At 56.3% G+C, this 15,997-nt stretch carries 19 protein-coding genes and 1 tRNA gene; 7 read left to right on the forward strand and 13 right to left on the reverse strand.

The genetic code is table 11. The features are described from left to right. Positions 1 to 38: 38 nt before the first annotated feature. A tRNA-Ala gene (locus PYRFU_RS00005) sits at positions 39 to 115 on the reverse strand. A 93-nt stretch (positions 116 to 208) separates the two neighbouring features. Between PYRFU_RS00005 and PYRFU_RS00010 the strand changes: the two genes are divergently transcribed. The 3 genes from PYRFU_RS00010 to pdxT are packed head-to-tail and all read left to right on the forward strand — an operon-like array spanning position 209 to position 2,646. Continuing rightward, entirely contained in the window at positions 209 to 1,420 is a 1,212-nt protein-coding gene (locus PYRFU_RS00010; protein ID WP_014025550.1) for an ORC1-type DNA replication protein, read from the forward strand. Further along, the gene (locus PYRFU_RS00015) at positions 1,417 to 1,959 is read left to right on the forward strand and encodes an endonuclease dU (protein ID WP_014025551.1); all 543 of its coding nucleotides are present in this window, start codon (positions 1,417 to 1,419) and stop codon (positions 1,957 to 1,959) included. Before PYRFU_RS00010 ends, PYRFU_RS00015 begins: the two co-directional genes overlap by 4 nt. Positions 1,960 to 2,001: 42 nt before the next feature. Next, positions 2,002 to 2,646, forward strand: coding sequence for a pyridoxal 5'-phosphate synthase glutaminase subunit PdxT (gene pdxT / locus PYRFU_RS00020; protein ID WP_014025552.1), 645 nt, complete (start codon positions 2,002 to 2,004; stop codon positions 2,644 to 2,646). On the opposite strand, the gene PYRFU_RS00025 is transcribed toward pdxT, so the two are convergent. The 5 genes from PYRFU_RS00025 to PYRFU_RS00045 form a co-directional block, all read right to left on the reverse strand. Further along, the gene (locus tag PYRFU_RS00025) at positions 2,643 to 3,011 is read right to left on the reverse strand and encodes a hypothetical protein (protein WP_014025553.1); all 369 of its coding nucleotides are present in this window, start codon (positions 3,009 to 3,011) and stop codon (positions 2,643 to 2,645) included. The two genes, pdxT and PYRFU_RS00025, sit on opposite strands and share 4 nt — an antisense overlap. Next, a complete protein-coding gene (locus PYRFU_RS00030) occupies positions 2,968 to 4,977 on the reverse strand; it encodes a phosphoadenosine phosphosulfate reductase domain-containing protein (protein ID WP_014025554.1) in 2,010 nt (669 codons plus the stop codon). Before PYRFU_RS00030 ends, PYRFU_RS00025 begins: the two co-directional genes overlap by 44 nt. A gap of 48 nt (positions 4,978 to 5,025) precedes the next feature. Continuing rightward, on the reverse strand, positions 5,026 to 5,475 hold the full coding sequence (locus tag PYRFU_RS10100; RefSeq protein WP_167827762.1) for an NADH-quinone oxidoreductase subunit B family protein: 450 nt from the start codon (positions 5,473 to 5,475) through the stop codon (positions 5,026 to 5,028). A gap of 11 nt (positions 5,476 to 5,486) precedes the next feature. Then, positions 5,487 to 6,158 (reverse strand): hypothetical protein, encoded by a 672-nt coding sequence (locus tag PYRFU_RS10295; protein WP_048191197.1) that lies wholly within the window; start codon positions 6,156 to 6,158, stop codon positions 5,487 to 5,489. A gap of 87 nt (positions 6,159 to 6,245) precedes the next feature. Further along, the gene (locus PYRFU_RS00045) at positions 6,246 to 7,142 is read right to left on the reverse strand and encodes a TIM barrel protein (protein WP_014025557.1); all 897 of its coding nucleotides are present in this window, start codon (positions 7,140 to 7,142) and stop codon (positions 6,246 to 6,248) included. Here PYRFU_RS00045 and PYRFU_RS00050 point away from each other — a divergent pair. Continuing rightward, positions 7,105 to 8,319, forward strand: a complete 1,215-nt coding sequence (locus tag PYRFU_RS00050) for a glycosyltransferase (RefSeq protein ID WP_052296896.1) — start codon at positions 7,105 to 7,107, stop codon at positions 8,317 to 8,319. The two genes, PYRFU_RS00045 and PYRFU_RS00050, sit on opposite strands and share 38 nt — an antisense overlap. 46 nt (positions 8,320 to 8,365) lie before the next feature. On the opposite strand, the gene PYRFU_RS00055 is transcribed toward PYRFU_RS00050, so the two are convergent. Continuing rightward, complete coding sequence (locus tag PYRFU_RS00055; protein WP_014025559.1) at positions 8,366 to 9,346, reverse strand: ATP-binding protein; 981 nt, start codon at positions 9,344 to 9,346, stop codon at positions 8,366 to 8,368. A gap of 39 nt (positions 9,347 to 9,385) precedes the next feature. Beyond that, the gene (locus PYRFU_RS00060; protein ID WP_014025560.1) at positions 9,386 to 10,081 is read right to left on the reverse strand and encodes an RNA ligase partner protein; all 696 of its coding nucleotides are present in this window, start codon (positions 10,079 to 10,081) and stop codon (positions 9,386 to 9,388) included. A 94-nt stretch (positions 10,082 to 10,175) separates the two neighbouring features. On the opposite strand from PYRFU_RS00060, the gene PYRFU_RS00065 reads away from it, so the two are divergent. Further along, positions 10,176 to 10,889: a DUF357 domain-containing protein gene (locus tag PYRFU_RS00065; protein WP_014025561.1), complete on the forward strand. Its 714-nt coding sequence runs from the start codon at positions 10,176 to 10,178 to the stop codon at positions 10,887 to 10,889. On the opposite strand, the gene PYRFU_RS00070 is transcribed toward PYRFU_RS00065, so the two are convergent. From PYRFU_RS00070 to PYRFU_RS00085, 4 genes are all read right to left on the reverse strand, one after another. Beyond that, on the reverse strand, positions 10,886 to 11,914 hold the full coding sequence (locus PYRFU_RS00070; protein ID WP_244403854.1) for a radical SAM protein: 1,029 nt from the start codon (positions 11,912 to 11,914) through the stop codon (positions 10,886 to 10,888). The genes PYRFU_RS00065 and PYRFU_RS00070 overlap by 4 nt on opposite strands. Before the next feature lie 16 nt (positions 11,915 to 11,930). After that, positions 11,931 to 12,557, reverse strand: coding sequence for a DUF1028 domain-containing protein (locus PYRFU_RS00075; RefSeq protein ID WP_014025563.1), 627 nt, complete (start codon positions 12,555 to 12,557; stop codon positions 11,931 to 11,933). 133 nt (positions 12,558 to 12,690) lie between these two features. Beyond that, entirely contained in the window at positions 12,691 to 12,924 is a 234-nt protein-coding gene (locus PYRFU_RS00080; RefSeq protein WP_014025564.1) for a DUF5622 domain-containing protein, read from the reverse strand. Between the two features lie 50 nt (positions 12,925 to 12,974). Next, positions 12,975 to 14,144, reverse strand: a complete 1,170-nt coding sequence (locus PYRFU_RS00085; protein ID WP_014025565.1) for a radical SAM protein — start codon at positions 14,142 to 14,144, stop codon at positions 12,975 to 12,977. A 78-nt stretch (positions 14,145 to 14,222) separates the two neighbouring features. On the opposite strand from PYRFU_RS00085, the gene PYRFU_RS00090 reads away from it, so the two are divergent. Continuing rightward, on the forward strand, positions 14,223 to 15,020 hold the full coding sequence (locus PYRFU_RS00090) for a tRNA (adenine-N1)-methyltransferase (protein ID WP_014025566.1): 798 nt from the start codon (positions 14,223 to 14,225) through the stop codon (positions 15,018 to 15,020). On the opposite strand, the gene PYRFU_RS00095 is transcribed toward PYRFU_RS00090, so the two are convergent. Next, positions 15,017 to 15,418, reverse strand: coding sequence for a hypothetical protein (locus PYRFU_RS00095; protein WP_014025567.1), 402 nt, complete (start codon positions 15,416 to 15,418; stop codon positions 15,017 to 15,019). The genes PYRFU_RS00090 and PYRFU_RS00095 overlap by 4 nt on opposite strands. Positions 15,419 to 15,618: 200 nt before the next feature. Between PYRFU_RS00095 and PYRFU_RS00100 the strand changes: the two genes are divergently transcribed. Beyond that, a complete protein-coding gene (locus tag PYRFU_RS00100; protein WP_048191205.1) occupies positions 15,619 to 15,996 on the forward strand; it encodes a hypothetical protein in 378 nt (125 codons plus the stop codon). The last annotated feature ends 1 nt before the right edge of the window (position 15,997 follow it).

Raw genomic sequence — 15,997 nt, forward strand, 5'->3', positions numbered from 1 at the left:
ATAGCTCACCCCATGCACGTAACGCGTCTAGAAGGGGGTGGTGGACCGGCCGGGATTTGAACCCGGGACCTCTCGGGTGCGAACCGAGCGCTCTTCCAGGCTGAGCTACCGGCCCACCTCTAGACCCGCTCTTTCCATGCACGGTGTTACGGCCGCCACTCCCCCTATAGCCTTTTGCCTATGAGTGGTTGTGGGGGTAGTGGTTCCAGTGGACGTCTTGGACGAGGTTTTCGAGAGAGTAGTGAAGGCTAGGATATTCCGGAATCGCTCTGTGCTCTCACCCGACTATATACCCGACAAGCTGCCCCACCGTGAGCGGGAGATACGCGCGCTCGGCAGTATCGTTGCGCAGGCGCTGAAGGGCGAGAGGCCCAGCAACGTGTTCATCTACGGCTTGACCGGCACGGGCAAGACTGCCGTCACGCTATACGTGCTGAGGAGGCTAGAGGCTAAGGCCAAGGAGCTTGGAGCCCCCGTCTCTTACATATATGTCAACTGCAGGCAGCGTGACACGCCGTACAAGGTTCTAGCCGAGATAGCCTCTACTCTCGACGTGCGTGTACCATTTACGGGCCTCTCTACAGCCGAGGTATACACGAGGCTCGTTAGGAGGCTCAAGAAGCTCCGTGGCCACGTGATAGTAGTCGTACTTGACGAGATAGACTGGCTTGTAAAGAGGAAGGGCGACGACCTGCTGTACAAACTGACGCGTATCGGCTACGAGCTTGGTCTGGACGCCGCGAAGGTCAGCATCATAGGTGTCACGAACGATGTGAAACTTGTCGAGATGCTTGATGCGAGAGTTCGTAGTAGCCTCGGGGAGGAGGAGATAGTCTTCCCGCCCTACAACGCTAAGCAGCTTGAGGATATCCTGCGGGAGAGGGCTGAACTCGCCTTCAACCCCGGCGTGCTAGAGCCCGACGTCATACCGTTCTGTGCGGCGCTCGCCGCAAGAGAGCATGGCGACGCTCGCAGGGCCCTAGACCTGCTTCGCGTGGCTGGCGAGCTTGCAGAGAGGGAGGGTGCAGACAAGGTGACAGTGGAGCATGTGAAGCGCGCGTGGGTCGAGATAGAGAGGGATCGTGTGAGGGAGGTTGTCTCGACGCTACCCCTGCACGCCAAGCTAGTACTGCTCGCTGTGCTCGAGTTGACAGCCGAGGGTAAGAGGTACACCACGACGGGAGAGCTCTACGATACCTACTCTAATCTAGCGTCTAAACTTGGCATAGAGAGGGTCACGCAGAGGAGAGTATCGGATATAATCGCGGAGCTTGACATGCTTGGGGTGATATCGGCTAGAGTTGTGAGCCGCGGGAGGTACGGCAAGACTAGGATGATAACGCTCTCGGCTGACCCAAAGGCTGTGAGAGATGCTCTAAGCGAAGACCCTCTGGTTCGCATCTTACTGGGGGCAGAGTGAGGATACTCGGTGTGGATGACGGGCCTTTCCGGAGGGGTGATGGTCACACTGTTCTCGTAGGCGTGCTTCACACCAATTTCATCCCATCGGGTGTTGCCGCGAGAATCGTGAGTGTCGATGGGAAGGAGGCTACCGAGAAGCTTGTGGAGATGGTTAGGGAGGTCGGGCCAGACTTAGTCGTGGTTGATTCGGTGACATGCTGTGGCTTTAACTTCATAGATGGGCATCGCGTTTACCTTTCCACGGGTATCCCCGTTCTCCATGTGTACCTCTACCCTCTCGATATGGATGCTGTAAGGAGGGCGTTGGAGAAGATAAGGTTGCTCGACGAGCGTTTCGAGGTTATACAGTTGCACTGGTCGCGCGCTGTTAGGGTGGAGTGCCGATACGGCCCACTCTGGGTTACTGCGTGGGGACTGCACAACCTGGAGGCGTTGGCGTGCAGCCTCCAGGTGTATTCTAGAGTCCCGCTTGTCATCCAGAACGCGCACCGCGTAGCAAGGTTGATTGTGAGGTGGTTGCGCCGCTCCCCGCTTTAATAATCGGTGGGGTTGCGTGCTACCCCTCCGGGCGGATGTGGCGTGAAGATAGGCGTTGTTGGGCTCCAGGGTGGCGTATACGAGCACGTCTATATGTTTAGGAGGGTTTTCGCCGAGGAGGGCATAAGCGGCGAAGTAGTGGTTGTGAAGAAGCCTGGCGACCTGCAAGGCGTTGACGGTGTTGTGCTGCCGGGTGGCGAGTCTACAACCATACAACGACTCGCGAAGAAGGTTGGCTTGTGGGATGCTCTGCGCGACACCGTGGAGTCTGGCACGCCCGTTATGGGTACGTGTGCTGGCGCGATTCTCCTAGCGAAGAGGGTTGTCGATGCTAAGGTTGGCGCTGCTAGGGTGGAGACTCTGAGTGTCCTGGATGTGACTCTCGTCCGTAATGCCTATGGTAGACAGAGGGAGAGCTTCGAGATAGATATTGAGGTACCGTGGGGCGACAAGCCATTCCGCGCCGTCTTCATCCGCGCACCCGCCATAGTGGAGGTTGGGCCCGGCGTAGAGGTGCTAGCAACCCTGAGTACAGAGAGAGTGCCGCTCATAGTGCCGGATGCGCCGCCGGAGGTCCCGGTTATAGTGAGGCAGGGTGGCATGCTCGCGACAACCTTCCACCCAGAGCTGAGCGGCGACACAAGGATACACAGATACTTCGTTGATATTGTGAGGGGTAGGGCTTAGCCACCTCCTAGTCTAGACTCCAACACCGATGCTATTACGGCGGCTCTCTCCACCCTACCCTTCTCGAGGAGGCCAAGCACGCCAAGCGCTAGAGCGACCACCTCGTCGTCTAGACTGGCACCTCTACACAGTTTCTCCAGGAGGAGCGCCACCGGGCGCAATGCACGATAGCTGTAACTTGGTGTGAAGCTACCCTCCTCTATCGCCGCATAGTTGTCGACTAGCGGCTTAATCCGCTCTAGCATCTCGCACGCCTCCCGACGTTCTATACTTACATTGACGTTTCTAACCACACTTTCCGGCTCCCCACGTTCGAGGAGTTCAGCGAGCCTCCTCGCCGCCTCGGTTACCTCTCTCCGTGGCATCCCGCATCTCCTTGGTGCGATAGACTTCCTCCTCAGCCCGCTTAGCCTTACTCACGTACTCCTCGCCCTTCCGCTCCCTCTCGGCACGTAGCCTCGCAAGCGCCCTCCGGTAGCCCAGGACAAGGTTGGCAATGCCCAGGTCTACAGCGCCCCACGCTAACGGACACGTCTCAACGCATATCTTGCACTCTGGCGCCTTACACTTCTCATCCACGTCTAGGGGGAGTCGAATAGCGTCCACCGGACACTTGTTTACACACACCTTACACTCAACGCAATAGGTTGCAGCGTACAGCGTCTTGAGGAGGAGTGCACAACTACCAAAGTGGCCCTTCTCCAGCCACACACCATGCTCATCTTCTATGATGGCCTTGCATCCACCGAGAGTGAACACCCTCTCCTCCACTCTCTTGGCCCCCAGTATCTTCGATGCAACCCTAGCAGCTCTCTCGATATCATTTCTATCGGCGCGACGCGGTGGTCTACGAGGACCGGGCAGCCTTGGGATTATCTCGACACCCGCTAGCCTAGCTATATCGCGCAAGTCGCGTGGCTGCAGAGCCAGCCTCCACGCGTGAAGTTCGGCAACTCTCCTCCAGCCGAATGGCGATATCCGCCTAGACGCGTCCTCTATGTAAGGCCTCCACGCCACGAAGTCGTCAGGGTAGAGTCGCTCGGCGAGCCTAAGCTCATAAACACTCTTGTTAGGGCACATGACACAGCTAATTCTCTCGAACCCCTGGTCGTAGTCTGGCGGCACCTCGGCCCTGAAGTAGTAGCGGAGAGCCAACATTTCGAGGAATCTCGGCCACTTGTAAGGCACTGCGTGCACCAACACGCCATGCTCAACGTCAACATAGGTTGCTGGTTTAAGCCCCCTACGCAGCGTCTCATAGCTTCGCGAGCCCGTGTAGCTGACTATAGAGTCACGACCTAAGCGGCGGAGGTAAGACATGAGAGGAGCTATCTTGAAGACCTGGGTACACCATCTGTAACCCCTCACCGGCATTCCGAAGGCGTCTGTCATCCTCTTTACATACTCCCACTCATTCTCGTGTATAACGACCTTCACACCTAGGCGCGACGCAGTCCTCTCCACGAGACTTGGTATGTGCGGAGGATCTCCGTGCTCAATATGGCTATAGAAGGCTTGAGCGTTTGACCCGGCCTCTACAAGCAGATGCAACGCTAGCAGACTATCCTTGCCGCCCGATAGGCCTAGGACGCCCCTCTTGCCTAACCGCCCCTCAAGCCACTCAACAACACGCCTAACCTTCTCGATGAGCATCTCAATGTGGCCTAGGTTTGCCTTGTACGCATCGAGGATAGAGCCCCCGCGCAGCACCAGCCTCTCGTCGGGCACAACATCCCACGTTTCTACTATACGCGCCACGCTGGAGCCAGCAACACCAACAGCAACGCCAACAACCCGACCATTATCCTCAACAAGATATACTCCGCTCTCATCTATACCACGCGGCTTCGCGTGGACAGGACTCTCGCGGATCGCACGCCCACCCAGACCTTCACGCTCCATAAGGAGCGCTAGCCCAGGCCCTGGTATCGCGATAAACGAGCCACGGAAATAGTCGTAGTATACTATCGCTAGCCTTACACCATTGACGAACCACTCCCACATCTGATCCAGGACGCCGTCACTATCCGTGTTGATGAGGCTTAACCCTCTCCGCGCAATATCTGCAACGCGCTTTGCAAATACCTCGTCGCCGAATGTGTACTTCAGTGCATCCTCTAGGATCTTGTAGTCTTGCTCGACGGCTGGACGCGGGTCGCACCACAGTCTCGACTGGCTACACAGGTCGACGAGCTTCGATGCATTCCGCGCAGCATAACTATACTTGAAGTATGGCACGTTACCCTCGAGGTCGTAATAGACGTGTAGCCCAGAGCTCTCAGAGCGTAGCCTAGCTAGCCTCTCTGCAACTATCCAGTCGAAACTCCTCAAGACGGGATATCCTTGCTATACACAGTGGTTCGGCCTAAAAGCAGCCTATCATCGCCGAGAGCTCATACCCCCCTCGGTCTCCACATCCCTGCCTAGCTGCACCGCCACTCTCGATAATATCGTTTCGAGCATCTCTAGTTGAGGAGGGCATCCAGGTACCCTCACGAGCGGGGTACCCTTAGGCTGCAAGACGGCTGGCGGCACAACCCTCAGGCCTCGAACTGCAAACACTCCACCGTTTAACGCACAGCAACCCACACTCACTAGAAGCTTCACGCCATGCATTATCTTTCTGAGCCGCTCTACATCCTCTATACTACCTGCAAAGCCCGTCACAAGTACTACATCAACCCCCGTTGGGAGCCTCGTCTCTTCAACCAGCATAGGCCAGTATACAATCTCGAAGAGTTCCAGGCACCGTCGGCACCTTAACAACGCCTTAGCCAACTGGACTTCGCATCCACCGCATCCACGGAGGGTCAGCACAGCTACTGTCACTACCCTGCGGACTAGTTGAGCGTCAGCGGTGTGCTTGTCTCGCCTCTCGTGTATACTAGAGCTATTCGCGAGATCCTTGGCTTCGCGCCGGGAGGTAGTGTCGCCAGGTAAGCGGTGACCAAGCCCCGGAGAAGCGCCTCGTCCATCGGCGGCTTCGTTGGATCGACGAGACCCATTGCCCATAGTAGCGCTATCCCGGCAAGTACATGTTTACATAGAGTGTACTTGTAGGCTTGTGGAGGGAAACCTAGCCTCGCAAGAACCCTATCCGCGCTTGCACCCGTGAATATTGCGTCGGGGCACGTACACTTGAGGGCATAGGGCCCTATCTCAACGTGGTATATCGTCTCCACGGCCTCTGGCGGCTGAAGCCTAACACGCCCGTCAAGCGTCCGAACCGCCACTGGTTGAAGCCTTACTCCCTTGCCCGCATACTTCGCCGACACCATGAGTATCACGTGGGCGTTATCTCCCACCCGCCTTACGCTAACGATACGCTCCGACGCGTGAATTATCACGTCACGCGCGCCACTAACCCTCTTCGAGATATACTCTTTCACACGCGGCGCATCGTCACCAAAGAAGCGCTCGGAAAGCTTGTACAGATACTCAGCTAGCTTGTCCAGCTTGGCCACTGCCTCGCCTCGCACCGCGTCTGGCAACCACTTTGCTCTGGGGGGCACCCTACACTACCAGGGCTATACTCGCCACGAGCCACGGTAATACCATCGTCGCCGAGGCACGACAAGGGAGCACGAAAAACCATGTGCCTAGAGGAGCTCAGAGGCTCTCATTGCTATCTCGGAGTATAGGCGTATTGCGTCACGGAACTTCGTCTGCCAGGGACCAGTGTAGATTATGTGCACCTTTAGTTCGCCTGGACGCCTTCTTTGCAGCCGAACCAGGTACTCTGCTAGAGCCTCGGCTAGGGGCTCTAGCCTCGGGTAGCCGGTCCCCAGGGGTGTCCTCTTCTTGAGCAACCGTCCGCCGAAGTAGACGCCGGTCACCTGGCTGAAGCGTAGACTAAAGTAGCCTCTCGAGAGCCTCTCTGTCTCCTCGAGGACACGGAGCCAGAAGCTCTTGTCAACAATGCTGTCCGCGCCTACGAAATCGCCAGTCTCGTAGACGCGAGTCAAGAGTATGAAGCTGTTCTCCAGCTGATTACTTATGGTGAGCCTCGGGTCACCAACCTTCTCCATGATAGCCCTTATGTCTTCAAAAGTGCCTAGCTGGTGCCTTGTGTATGTCACCTCAAGGCTGAGGTAGACATTGCTAGGCAACACGTCGAGTATAGCCTTGACAACCTCCGCGGCTGCATCGATATCACGGTCGTCATAGTATATCCTCCAGCCTAGGTGTATGTTGAATATCTCGGCACCGGCTAGTACGGCTCTCCTAGCGGCCTCGCGGAAGGCCTTAACCACCTTGGCTTGTGTCTCCGGCCTCTTGGCCACAACGTTGTAGTAGGGCCCGTGAGCCGTTATCGTCGTGAAGGCTTGGCGCGCCTCCCTCGCGTAACCCTGGAAGTACTCGTCGCCATAATACCTCCTGGTTAGGTCGTAGGGGGGCAGCTCGGTAAGCTTCATACCCAGTAGCGCAGCCTTCTCGAGCGTGGAGGCTGAGTTATAAGTGCCCCAGTCGAAGAGTACTGGCATTAGCGCGGTCACCAGTGATAACCTAGACCATGGTCTCGCTATAAAGCGGGATTGTAGCGAGCCGCTCCTTTCGGTGGTAATCCCGACGTACAACGAGCGTGAAAACATACCCGTGCTGCTAGAGAGGCTGGAAGCGGCTCTAAGGAGCCTCGAGGGGTGTTACGAGGCAATCATTATAGATGATGATAGTCCCGATGGCACCTGGAAGCTTGCACAAGAGCTCGCCTCGGCTAGATACCCGTGGCTTAGGGTCGTGCGGAGGATTGGAGAGAGGGGTCTGGGAAGCGCTATCGTACGTGGCCTGCGCGAGGCGCGAGGCAAGTATGTTGTGGTCATAGATGCGGATTTGCAACACCCGCCGGAGCTCATACCAAAGCTCCTCGAGACTGCTCTGAAAGAAGACGCGGATGTCGTGATAGCCTCTAGGTATGTGAGAGGCGGGGGTGTTGAGGGTTGGAGTTGGCTACGACGCCTCGTATCACTCGGAGCTGGCATGATCGCTAGGTTGCTCTTGCCCGAGGTGAGGAAAGTCAGGGACCCGATGAGCGGCTTCTGGTTGGTAAGGAAGTCTCTAGTCGAGGGGGTCAGCCTAGAGCCTAGGAGCTGGAAGATTCTCCTCGAGATACTGGTGAAGGCTAAGCCGGGACGCGTTGTGGAGGTACCCTACGTTTTCCATGAGAGGCTCCACGGTAAGAGCAAGTTAAAGCCCCGTCACATGCTCGAGTACCTGCTACACCTTCTACACCTTAGCGAGTACCGCGTGTTTAAGTTTGCACTTGTAGGCGCGTCGGGAACCATAGTCAACCTGGCAACTCTTGCCGCGCTAGTTGAGAACAAGCTACTCCCCCTCTGGGCCGCTTATCTGGCATCATTCGAGACCTCGCTTACATGGAACTACATTCTACACGACACGTTTACCTTCCGCGGAGCGAGACCACGCGGTTTCCCCAACGCGCTGCGATACTGGCTTCGCTACCACAAGGCGGCGCTAGGAGGACTAGCCGCATACTACACTGTCTCGATGACACTGTCTTCGATACTACACGTCAACTACCTAGTCGCCGGCTTCCTGGGCATACTGACCGGCTTCGCAGTGAACTTCCTGGTTTCTCAGCACCACGTGTGGAATACAGCGGGGGCCTCCAGCGGGGACCGGGTCATCCGGCCAGGTCCCCACGGGGGTCCCTAGACCCCCTCGGGGCTCCGCCGTCCAGTCACCGGCCCCCCAGGTTAACCTAGACACTCTCCTCCATAACCATTCTCGCAAGCATCTGGTAGACCGGCAGCTGCCAAGCCCAACGGACACCTACCCACTCTTCACGAGGCACATCGGCTAGCCTGAGACCCGCAACCCTAGTCAACATGTTGTACTTTATCAGTATGTATCTTGTCGCGCGCCTGGATCCCAGGGCGTCGGGATCAACCGTGTCTAGCTTTAGTCCCAGCTCTCTAAGCTCTAGTAGCGCCTCTTCGACACGGGGTTTCACACGATGCTCTAACCACTCTTCTATCGCCCATCCACATTCAGCAAGGGATACTAGCGCATCCGGCGACCCTCCTGTTAAACGATATAACATGTTTACATCGCCATTGAACCCTAACAACTTTGCAAGCGTGTCATGCTCCTCTTTGCTCATATGCCAGAATAGCGCTGGCGTGATGTTACCCACAAGTAGCCTGTAGAGGTTGGCTGTTATCCTAGCCTCGCTAGTGGCTAGTACGATACCAGCTCGCTCGTGTGTCAACACGCTGGCCTCGTAGACAGCCCGTACAAGGTCGCCTACACTCTCATCGTCAAGCCCTATGTCGAAGTCATCTATTATCAGAAGGCTGTTGGGCCCGAGCTCTCTCGCAACATTGGCTATCATCGTCCCCCTTGCACGCCCATCCAGATCGCCCAGATTCTCCAGCCTTTGCAGAACAGTATGCGACGCCTCGCCTATCACTAGAGTCGGGCGGGTATGGAGGCCTACGTAGAGCGTACGTACACCCAGCTTCGGCAACACCTGGGCTAGGCAGCGAAGCAGTGTCGTTTTGCCAGCCCCCCGCGGCCCATAGATTAAGAGGACTAGTCCACGTTTCACGAGCTTAACTATCCTCTCAACTGCTCCGACACGAGGAATATAGTGACCCTGGCTGCGCGGAGGACGACATATTACGCGCGAGAGGCTCTCGTAGCCGCGCAGTATCCTATCAAGGTTGTATTCACTAGCCAAGTTTCATACCCGTGTAAAATGATACCCCATTGTTGCTTTTTAGCTTGCAGTTCTGCCCGACACACCTACCTCGAGATAGCTACGCAGCATTCTTACGAAGGTGAGTGGGTCAACCACTATTACGCCAAGCGTCTCGGCTAACCTCTTGATACCCTCGTCGTTGGTCACGAGCACTGCCTTCAGCTCCAAGGCTAGAATGACTACGTCGAAATCCTCTAGGCTGTCGACTATGCCTCTTCTCGTAGCCTCACGATACTTTTCACGGAGATTACGTATGATGGGGCCAATGAACTCCTCTTGTTTCCTCTTCTCGTCCACAGCCCTAGCCTTCTCGGCCTCTCTCACGGCCTTCCATACAGCTTCTTCAGCCACTCTAAGCCCCTTCATCAACCTCCTTCTCATGTCCTCCACGTACTCTGCCATTACTATCGCTGGTATCCTCACGCTTAGTTTATCCGGTGCCTTGACGAGCATCCACGCCTGGAGCATCTCTATAGTTTCTGGCTGCACACCGTTACTCAGCAGGAACCTCTTCATCTCCGAGAACATCGTTGGAGTCGTGTAGAACTCTATACCGAGCTTTGTCCTCGCTTCCCTCAACAACCCCACAATGTGCTTGACTACCTCGTCGAGCGTCTGCACTCTGAATACCTCTCTCAGCCTAGGGTCTGTCAACGCACTGGTATCCAGCACAAACACCATGATGGCTCTTGCCGCGGGTTTCCCCGTAGCCATTTACTGGCACCTCTCCACTAGCGTCTAGACCGAGGCTACGCTCGTTAATTGGCTACTAGCCTGGAGCCCGGCTAGGAAGCCGGGAGAACCAGCCATGGACACGAAGGATGCAGCGAGGAGAGTAGAGGCTTATATAACAAACGTGGAGCTCGCGCTTGAGAAGCTGCGCGGCAAGGTAGGAGAGCCTTACACTCGGTTACTAGCTCTAGCCGAAGCATACGCCTCCGATGCCCGCTACTACCTCGAGAAGGGCGATGTGTTCACAGCTCTCGCGTGTATAGCGTATGCAGAGGGCCTCATAGACTCGCTTAGGCATCTTGGCGTGGTAGAGGTGGACTGGGAGCCACTCTCAAAGCTCCTTGAGCGTCCACGCGTGCTCGTCGCCGGGACATTCGACATACTCCATCCAGGCCACGTCTATCTTCTCCGTGAGGCCTGGAAACGCGGAAGAGTCTATGTTGTAGTAGCCAGGGATTCAACTGCAGCCAGGTTCCGAGGTAGACCACCTGTCGTCCCAGAAAGCCAAAGAGTATCCGTCATCTCAGCCCTACGCTACGTACACCAAGCCATTCTCGGCGATGAAGACGACATGCTGAAGCCGGTAGAGGTGGTCAAACCCCATCTTATTCTCCTCGGCCCGGACCAATGGCCTGACGAGAGACGGCTCGAAGAGGAGCTGCACAAACGCGGCATCGGTGCCAGGGTGGAGAGGCTAAGTGCTAGGCTAGAGTGCCCCCTATGCAGCTCCACAGCAATAGCATGCAGAGCAAAGCGGCTGATGCCCGAGGAGGCGTGTAAGAGAGGCTAGAACGCCAGGTATCGCGCGGCGCGTCTCCACCTCGGCCCTAGTATCCTACGCAGCACGTAGACGTCTAGCCTCCCTTCTCGCCTCGCCCTTATTATCTCGCGTGCCGTGCGCGGCCCTATGCCGGGCACTCGCAGGAGCTCCTCCAGGCTAGCTGTATGGGGGTCTACTGGGAACCATTCTGGGTGAGCACGGGCTACTATCTCCTTAAGGCTCGGCCCAGCGAGTGGCAACATACCACGCTCATCCAGTATATCCAGGATCGAGCCTAACGACATCCCATAGTCCCGCAGCAACGCCAATGCCTCGTAGAGCCTCTGTGCCCTTCTCTTTGGCACAGGTGGTCTCTTCTCAGCTAGTGGTGTACCTGGTACTGGAGTATACGGGCTGTAATGGACTATCCCTACACCGCCCTTGACGAGACTAGCCGTGAGCTTTAGTATCTCCTCGTCACTCTCCCCAGCTGCACCCACAACAAGCTGTGTATCGACTCTCCGCGGGTTACCGGCAACCCTAGCCGCGTACATAAGCTTCGACATTAGATCGAGACTCCAGGAGCCCTTGCTAGGCGCTATCTCCGCAAACTCTGCCGGCCCGACACTCTCTAGATTCACACCCACGCGGTCAGCCAGCCTCAACGCCTCTCTTATCAGGCTGCCAGGTGTCCCCGGCATCAAACGTAGATGCAAGTAGCCCTTGAAGCCCGCCTCTCGGAGCCTCCGTGCAACTTCAAGCTGCGCTTCTACCACAACCTCCGGGTCACCATAAAACCCGCTTGATAGGAACAAGCCGCGTATCTCTCCCCGCCTCCACAACTCTAGTGTAACTCTAACCAGCTTCTCTGGGCTCCATACACTCCTCTCGCGTAGCGGCCCACCAACACGATACGGACAATACAAGCAATCCATGCGGCACGCCTGGGATAACAGGGTTTTGAGAATGGGGCCTCCGGTAGAGCGGTAGATTGGCGCCTCTACAACCTCAAGATCCTCGAGCTTGACGTGCGCGACGCTCCACTTTCCAGCCATTCCACTACCCATACGCTCAACGCTCCAGGTAGTACTCGTAAAGCTTTATGAGCTCTGATACCGGGTCGTGCGAGTGGAAGTCTACACGCAAGTCAACTATCTTGTCGTAATGGGGTCCGTACTCGGTAGCGCCTACGACTAGAAGCGCTGCAGAACGGTCACCTCTCCTATCCCCGCCCGCACGGTGGCCCGCCTCTATTGCCGCGAGGAGCCTCTCAGCTAGCGTGCCACGCGTCGACTCGAAGGCTTCTATCATCGCCTCCACGACACGGGGCCCAACGACAAGGTTTGCTATCGCTACGGCTGATTCCCTCGCAGCCATCCTGTAACCGTGCCAGGCTGGGGTCCACTCACCATCATGTACCGCCACATCGCCCCTATAGTCTACCACCGCGAGTTGCCTGTGCGCCGGGCTCGTGTCACCCGCAAGAGCCTTGACTATCGCGTCAGACGCGGTATAACCCTTGGCGAGCAGTTCGAGTATGAGCGGCCCTAGAGCCGGATTGGTATACCCCTGCGTAGCGACAACACCAACACCATGCCTACCCCACGGCACACGACTACCCACAGCAATGCTACCACTGACCACCGCGACACCCGCCTGACCAGCAGCAGGGTCGTACGCAAGTATACTATATGTCATGACCCCGCTCCACTAGTGATTAGACCCGGGCTCCAGGGTATAAGCGGAGACCCTTACGGTACAACAATATGGGGCTGTGAGGAGGCTCTGCCGGACAACCGAATGGTGAGGCTAGAGGCCGCGCCCCGAGCCCCTAAAACTCCCTTACCTTCCTCTGAGCCTCTTCGGGCAACTTCTCGATAGGCACTATAGCATAGGTTGACGGCGGGTTCTTCACCTTCGGGCCCACCGGTATGTACTTCGAGGGGTCCTCCGGAAGCTTACCATGCTTCTTGAACTCCTTCTTATCGAGCCCAAGCACTCTAACCTTAACATACCACCCATCCTCGCGAAGCACATAGACGTACTTCTTGTGCTTCCCTCCCACGTCTTACACCCCCAGCGCCCGCGCCATAACCACCACTATTAGGGTTGGCGTTAAACACCGCGAGTCAATGCACTCCTCCTGAACCTCGTGAGCGCAGCATAGACTGCTCTCCGGGCCTCTCCAGCCAGGTACATCGAGAGCCTCAACGGCATGCTGAGAATTGACGATACGCTCTCAAGCACGTTAGCCACGGCTGAGACACTAACCTCCAACGCATTCATTATCATATACCCTATCTTTTCATGCTGTTTCATCCGGGTCTTCATAACAGCCGACCAGCGACCAGCCTCAACAAGCTTCTCGTACCTACTCACGTTAAACGTATTCGCGTATATCACTCCACGGATCATTGATATGCTAGAGACCCCGAAACCCACGTAATCCTCATCCTCGATTATATACTCGTTTATCGTTGTAGGAGTCGCGTTTATCGTCCAAGGGGTCGAGTTGACCCAGCCTTTGGAACGCGCGAGGTTGATAAGCTCAGTATACATTTTGAATGCCTCCGGGTGCCTAATTCGCGCTGCGCCCAGCAGCGGATAAAGCGTGATCTGGTTCACGCCGCTGTCAAGAGCAAGCTTTAGATCCTCAAGCGCCTCTTGCACGCTTTGCCCAGGTATACCCCAGACGAGATCAATGTTCACCGTCGGGGCTAGACCAGCGCTCCTTTTGGTAGCTTCTAGCGCCTCACGTCCATTGTGGCTATATCTTCCTAGCCTCTGGAGCAACTCATCATGGAAGCTTTGCACACCGAGACTTACACGATCGGGTTTAATGGACTTCAACACCTCGAGACTCTCGTCGTTCAACACGTTTTCTGGGTGGATTTCTATCGTCAAAGTGAACCTCCCAAAACACTCTCTCATCTTGTCGACAAGCTCGGCTAGCTCGTAGGGCTCTACCGCGGGAGTACCGCCACCCACATGGACGTGTGTAGCCCTCAACTCCATGCGACTCGATACTTCGCTTATCTCACGTCCAAGGAGCTTATAGTATCTCACCAGGTTATGTTCGTACGCAGGGAACCTGACGAAACAACAGAATTGACACGGCTTGCCACAGAATGGTATGTGCACGTATACCGCTGCACGTTCTACGCGTGGCTCGGTACCGTCGTGCCTACTCTCGAGTAGCCTTGAGAGTAGTTTCCATGCCGAGGAGTATGCCCTCTTCCATACAAGCTCCTCGACGCCCGCGACGCACCGCTCGGCTAGTCTCAATGAACCACCTGCCCTTGCCACGGCCCCTGGAGCAGAGAGGACTTACACTCTACCCTAGATGCAACTCGGGGGTCATCGGTGACATGCACGCTCAAAGAGGGTGACCTGGTGGTAATAGAGTTTGACGAGAGACGCCGCTTCGTGACGAGGCTGCGGAAGGGTGCACGCACCGGCAGCGACGTTGGCGTGGTTCTTCATGATGATGTTATAGGGTCTCCTTGCGGGTCTTACGTGCCCGTGCGTGGCGGTAGAGGCGGTTATGCACTGGTATACAAGCCGAGCATAATCGATGTACTTGAGCACGGCTTCCGGCGTGCTACTCAAGTGATATACCCGAAGGATTCTGCATTGATAGCCGTGCTTGCAGGCGTTGGCCCCGGTGCTCGTATCGTAGAGGTTGGCACCGGGTCTGGCTTCGTCACAGCACTTCTGGCCTGGCTTGTCGGTGAGAATGGACACGTGTATACTTACGAGGTCCGGAGGGAGGCCCTGGAGACCGCAAAGAGGAACCTCGCTATGCTCGGTTTGGAGAAACGCGTGACTTTCCACCATAGAGACGCTAGGCTGGGCATACTGGAGGAGAATGTGGATGCCGTGATCGTCGATATGCCGGACCCCTGGGATATACTTGACGAGGCTTACAGGGCTTTGAAGCCAGGAGGCGTATTTGCAGCCTACACGCCAAGCGCGCACCAGCTCTACATGCTCATGGAGAGGTTATTAGAGCATGGCGGGTTTACAAGACCGCGTGTTATGGAGGTGCTTTTGAGGGAATGGCTGCCGGAGCCAGAGGCACTACGACCAGCATCAACCATGATAGCGCACACAGGATTCATAACAGTCTCGAGGAAGGTAACCAAAAAGGAACAAGTCTAGACGTATTCCTGAACACCCTGGACACTCGTAGCCATTGGCGCCTTTACACCTTCAAGCTGCGGCCCAATAGTTGCTAGAGGCACGAGTATACCGCCCTCCTCTGTACTGGTCTCACCCTCTGCGTTATCATCACTGTGCATCTCGACAAGGCTGTTAGCTACAAGTTCGTCCATACTGCTAGCGGTAGCCGCGTTGACTAGCCGCGCTTCCACATCATCCTCTTTCACGATCACTACTACATGCACGGGGACGATAGGCTCCGAGACCGCCTCCTCTATCTCGCGCTCGTACTCCCTCCTAGCACGTCTAGCGGTGAGATACGTGTACACGAGAGGCGCTATACCGACACCGGCATAGACAAACGCCATCACTATACCAGTGAGCACTGCACGCACCATACAATACGTTCCCCAGCGTTAGGTTTAAACCCCCTGCCCAGGGATGACTCGGAGCATACCCCACGATTACCCGACTATCGCCCTAACCCGTGGAGCCGCCGGTAACACGAGACACTCGGATACTACCACTTGCTCCTACTTTCAACACCCCTCACCCTTACCAACGTAACACGGACGGATACAATACAGCGGTGTGGGTTGTGCAAAGTATACTCCTAGCGAAGCATGCGAGAAGCGGAGGCAGCCCCGGCAAGTTACCATACCTTTTGGCCCTCGAGTATATCTGCAAATGCGCTGTGCGAGGCGACTGCAACGGGTGGACGCTACACCTAGGGATGATATACAATGCTAAGGTGGCACGACGTCTAGCCGCTGGTAGCGTGCACCCCATATGCCCCACTGCAGAGAAGCTCTTAGCACTCCTTAACGGAGATAAGCAACTCGTGAAGCTTGCTGCCATGCTCCACTATGCGCTGAGGACGGCATACCCGCCTCTAGACCCCCGCCTACTCCCAGGCTACAACCCCATAGAGGCAGCCAACGCGCTAGATGCTCTCAGAGCACTAAACCTGCTCTAGC

The organism is Pyrolobus fumarii 1A (genome assembly GCF_000223395.1).
GTDB lineage: Archaea > Thermoproteota > Thermoprotei_A > Sulfolobales > Pyrodictiaceae > Pyrolobus > Pyrolobus fumarii.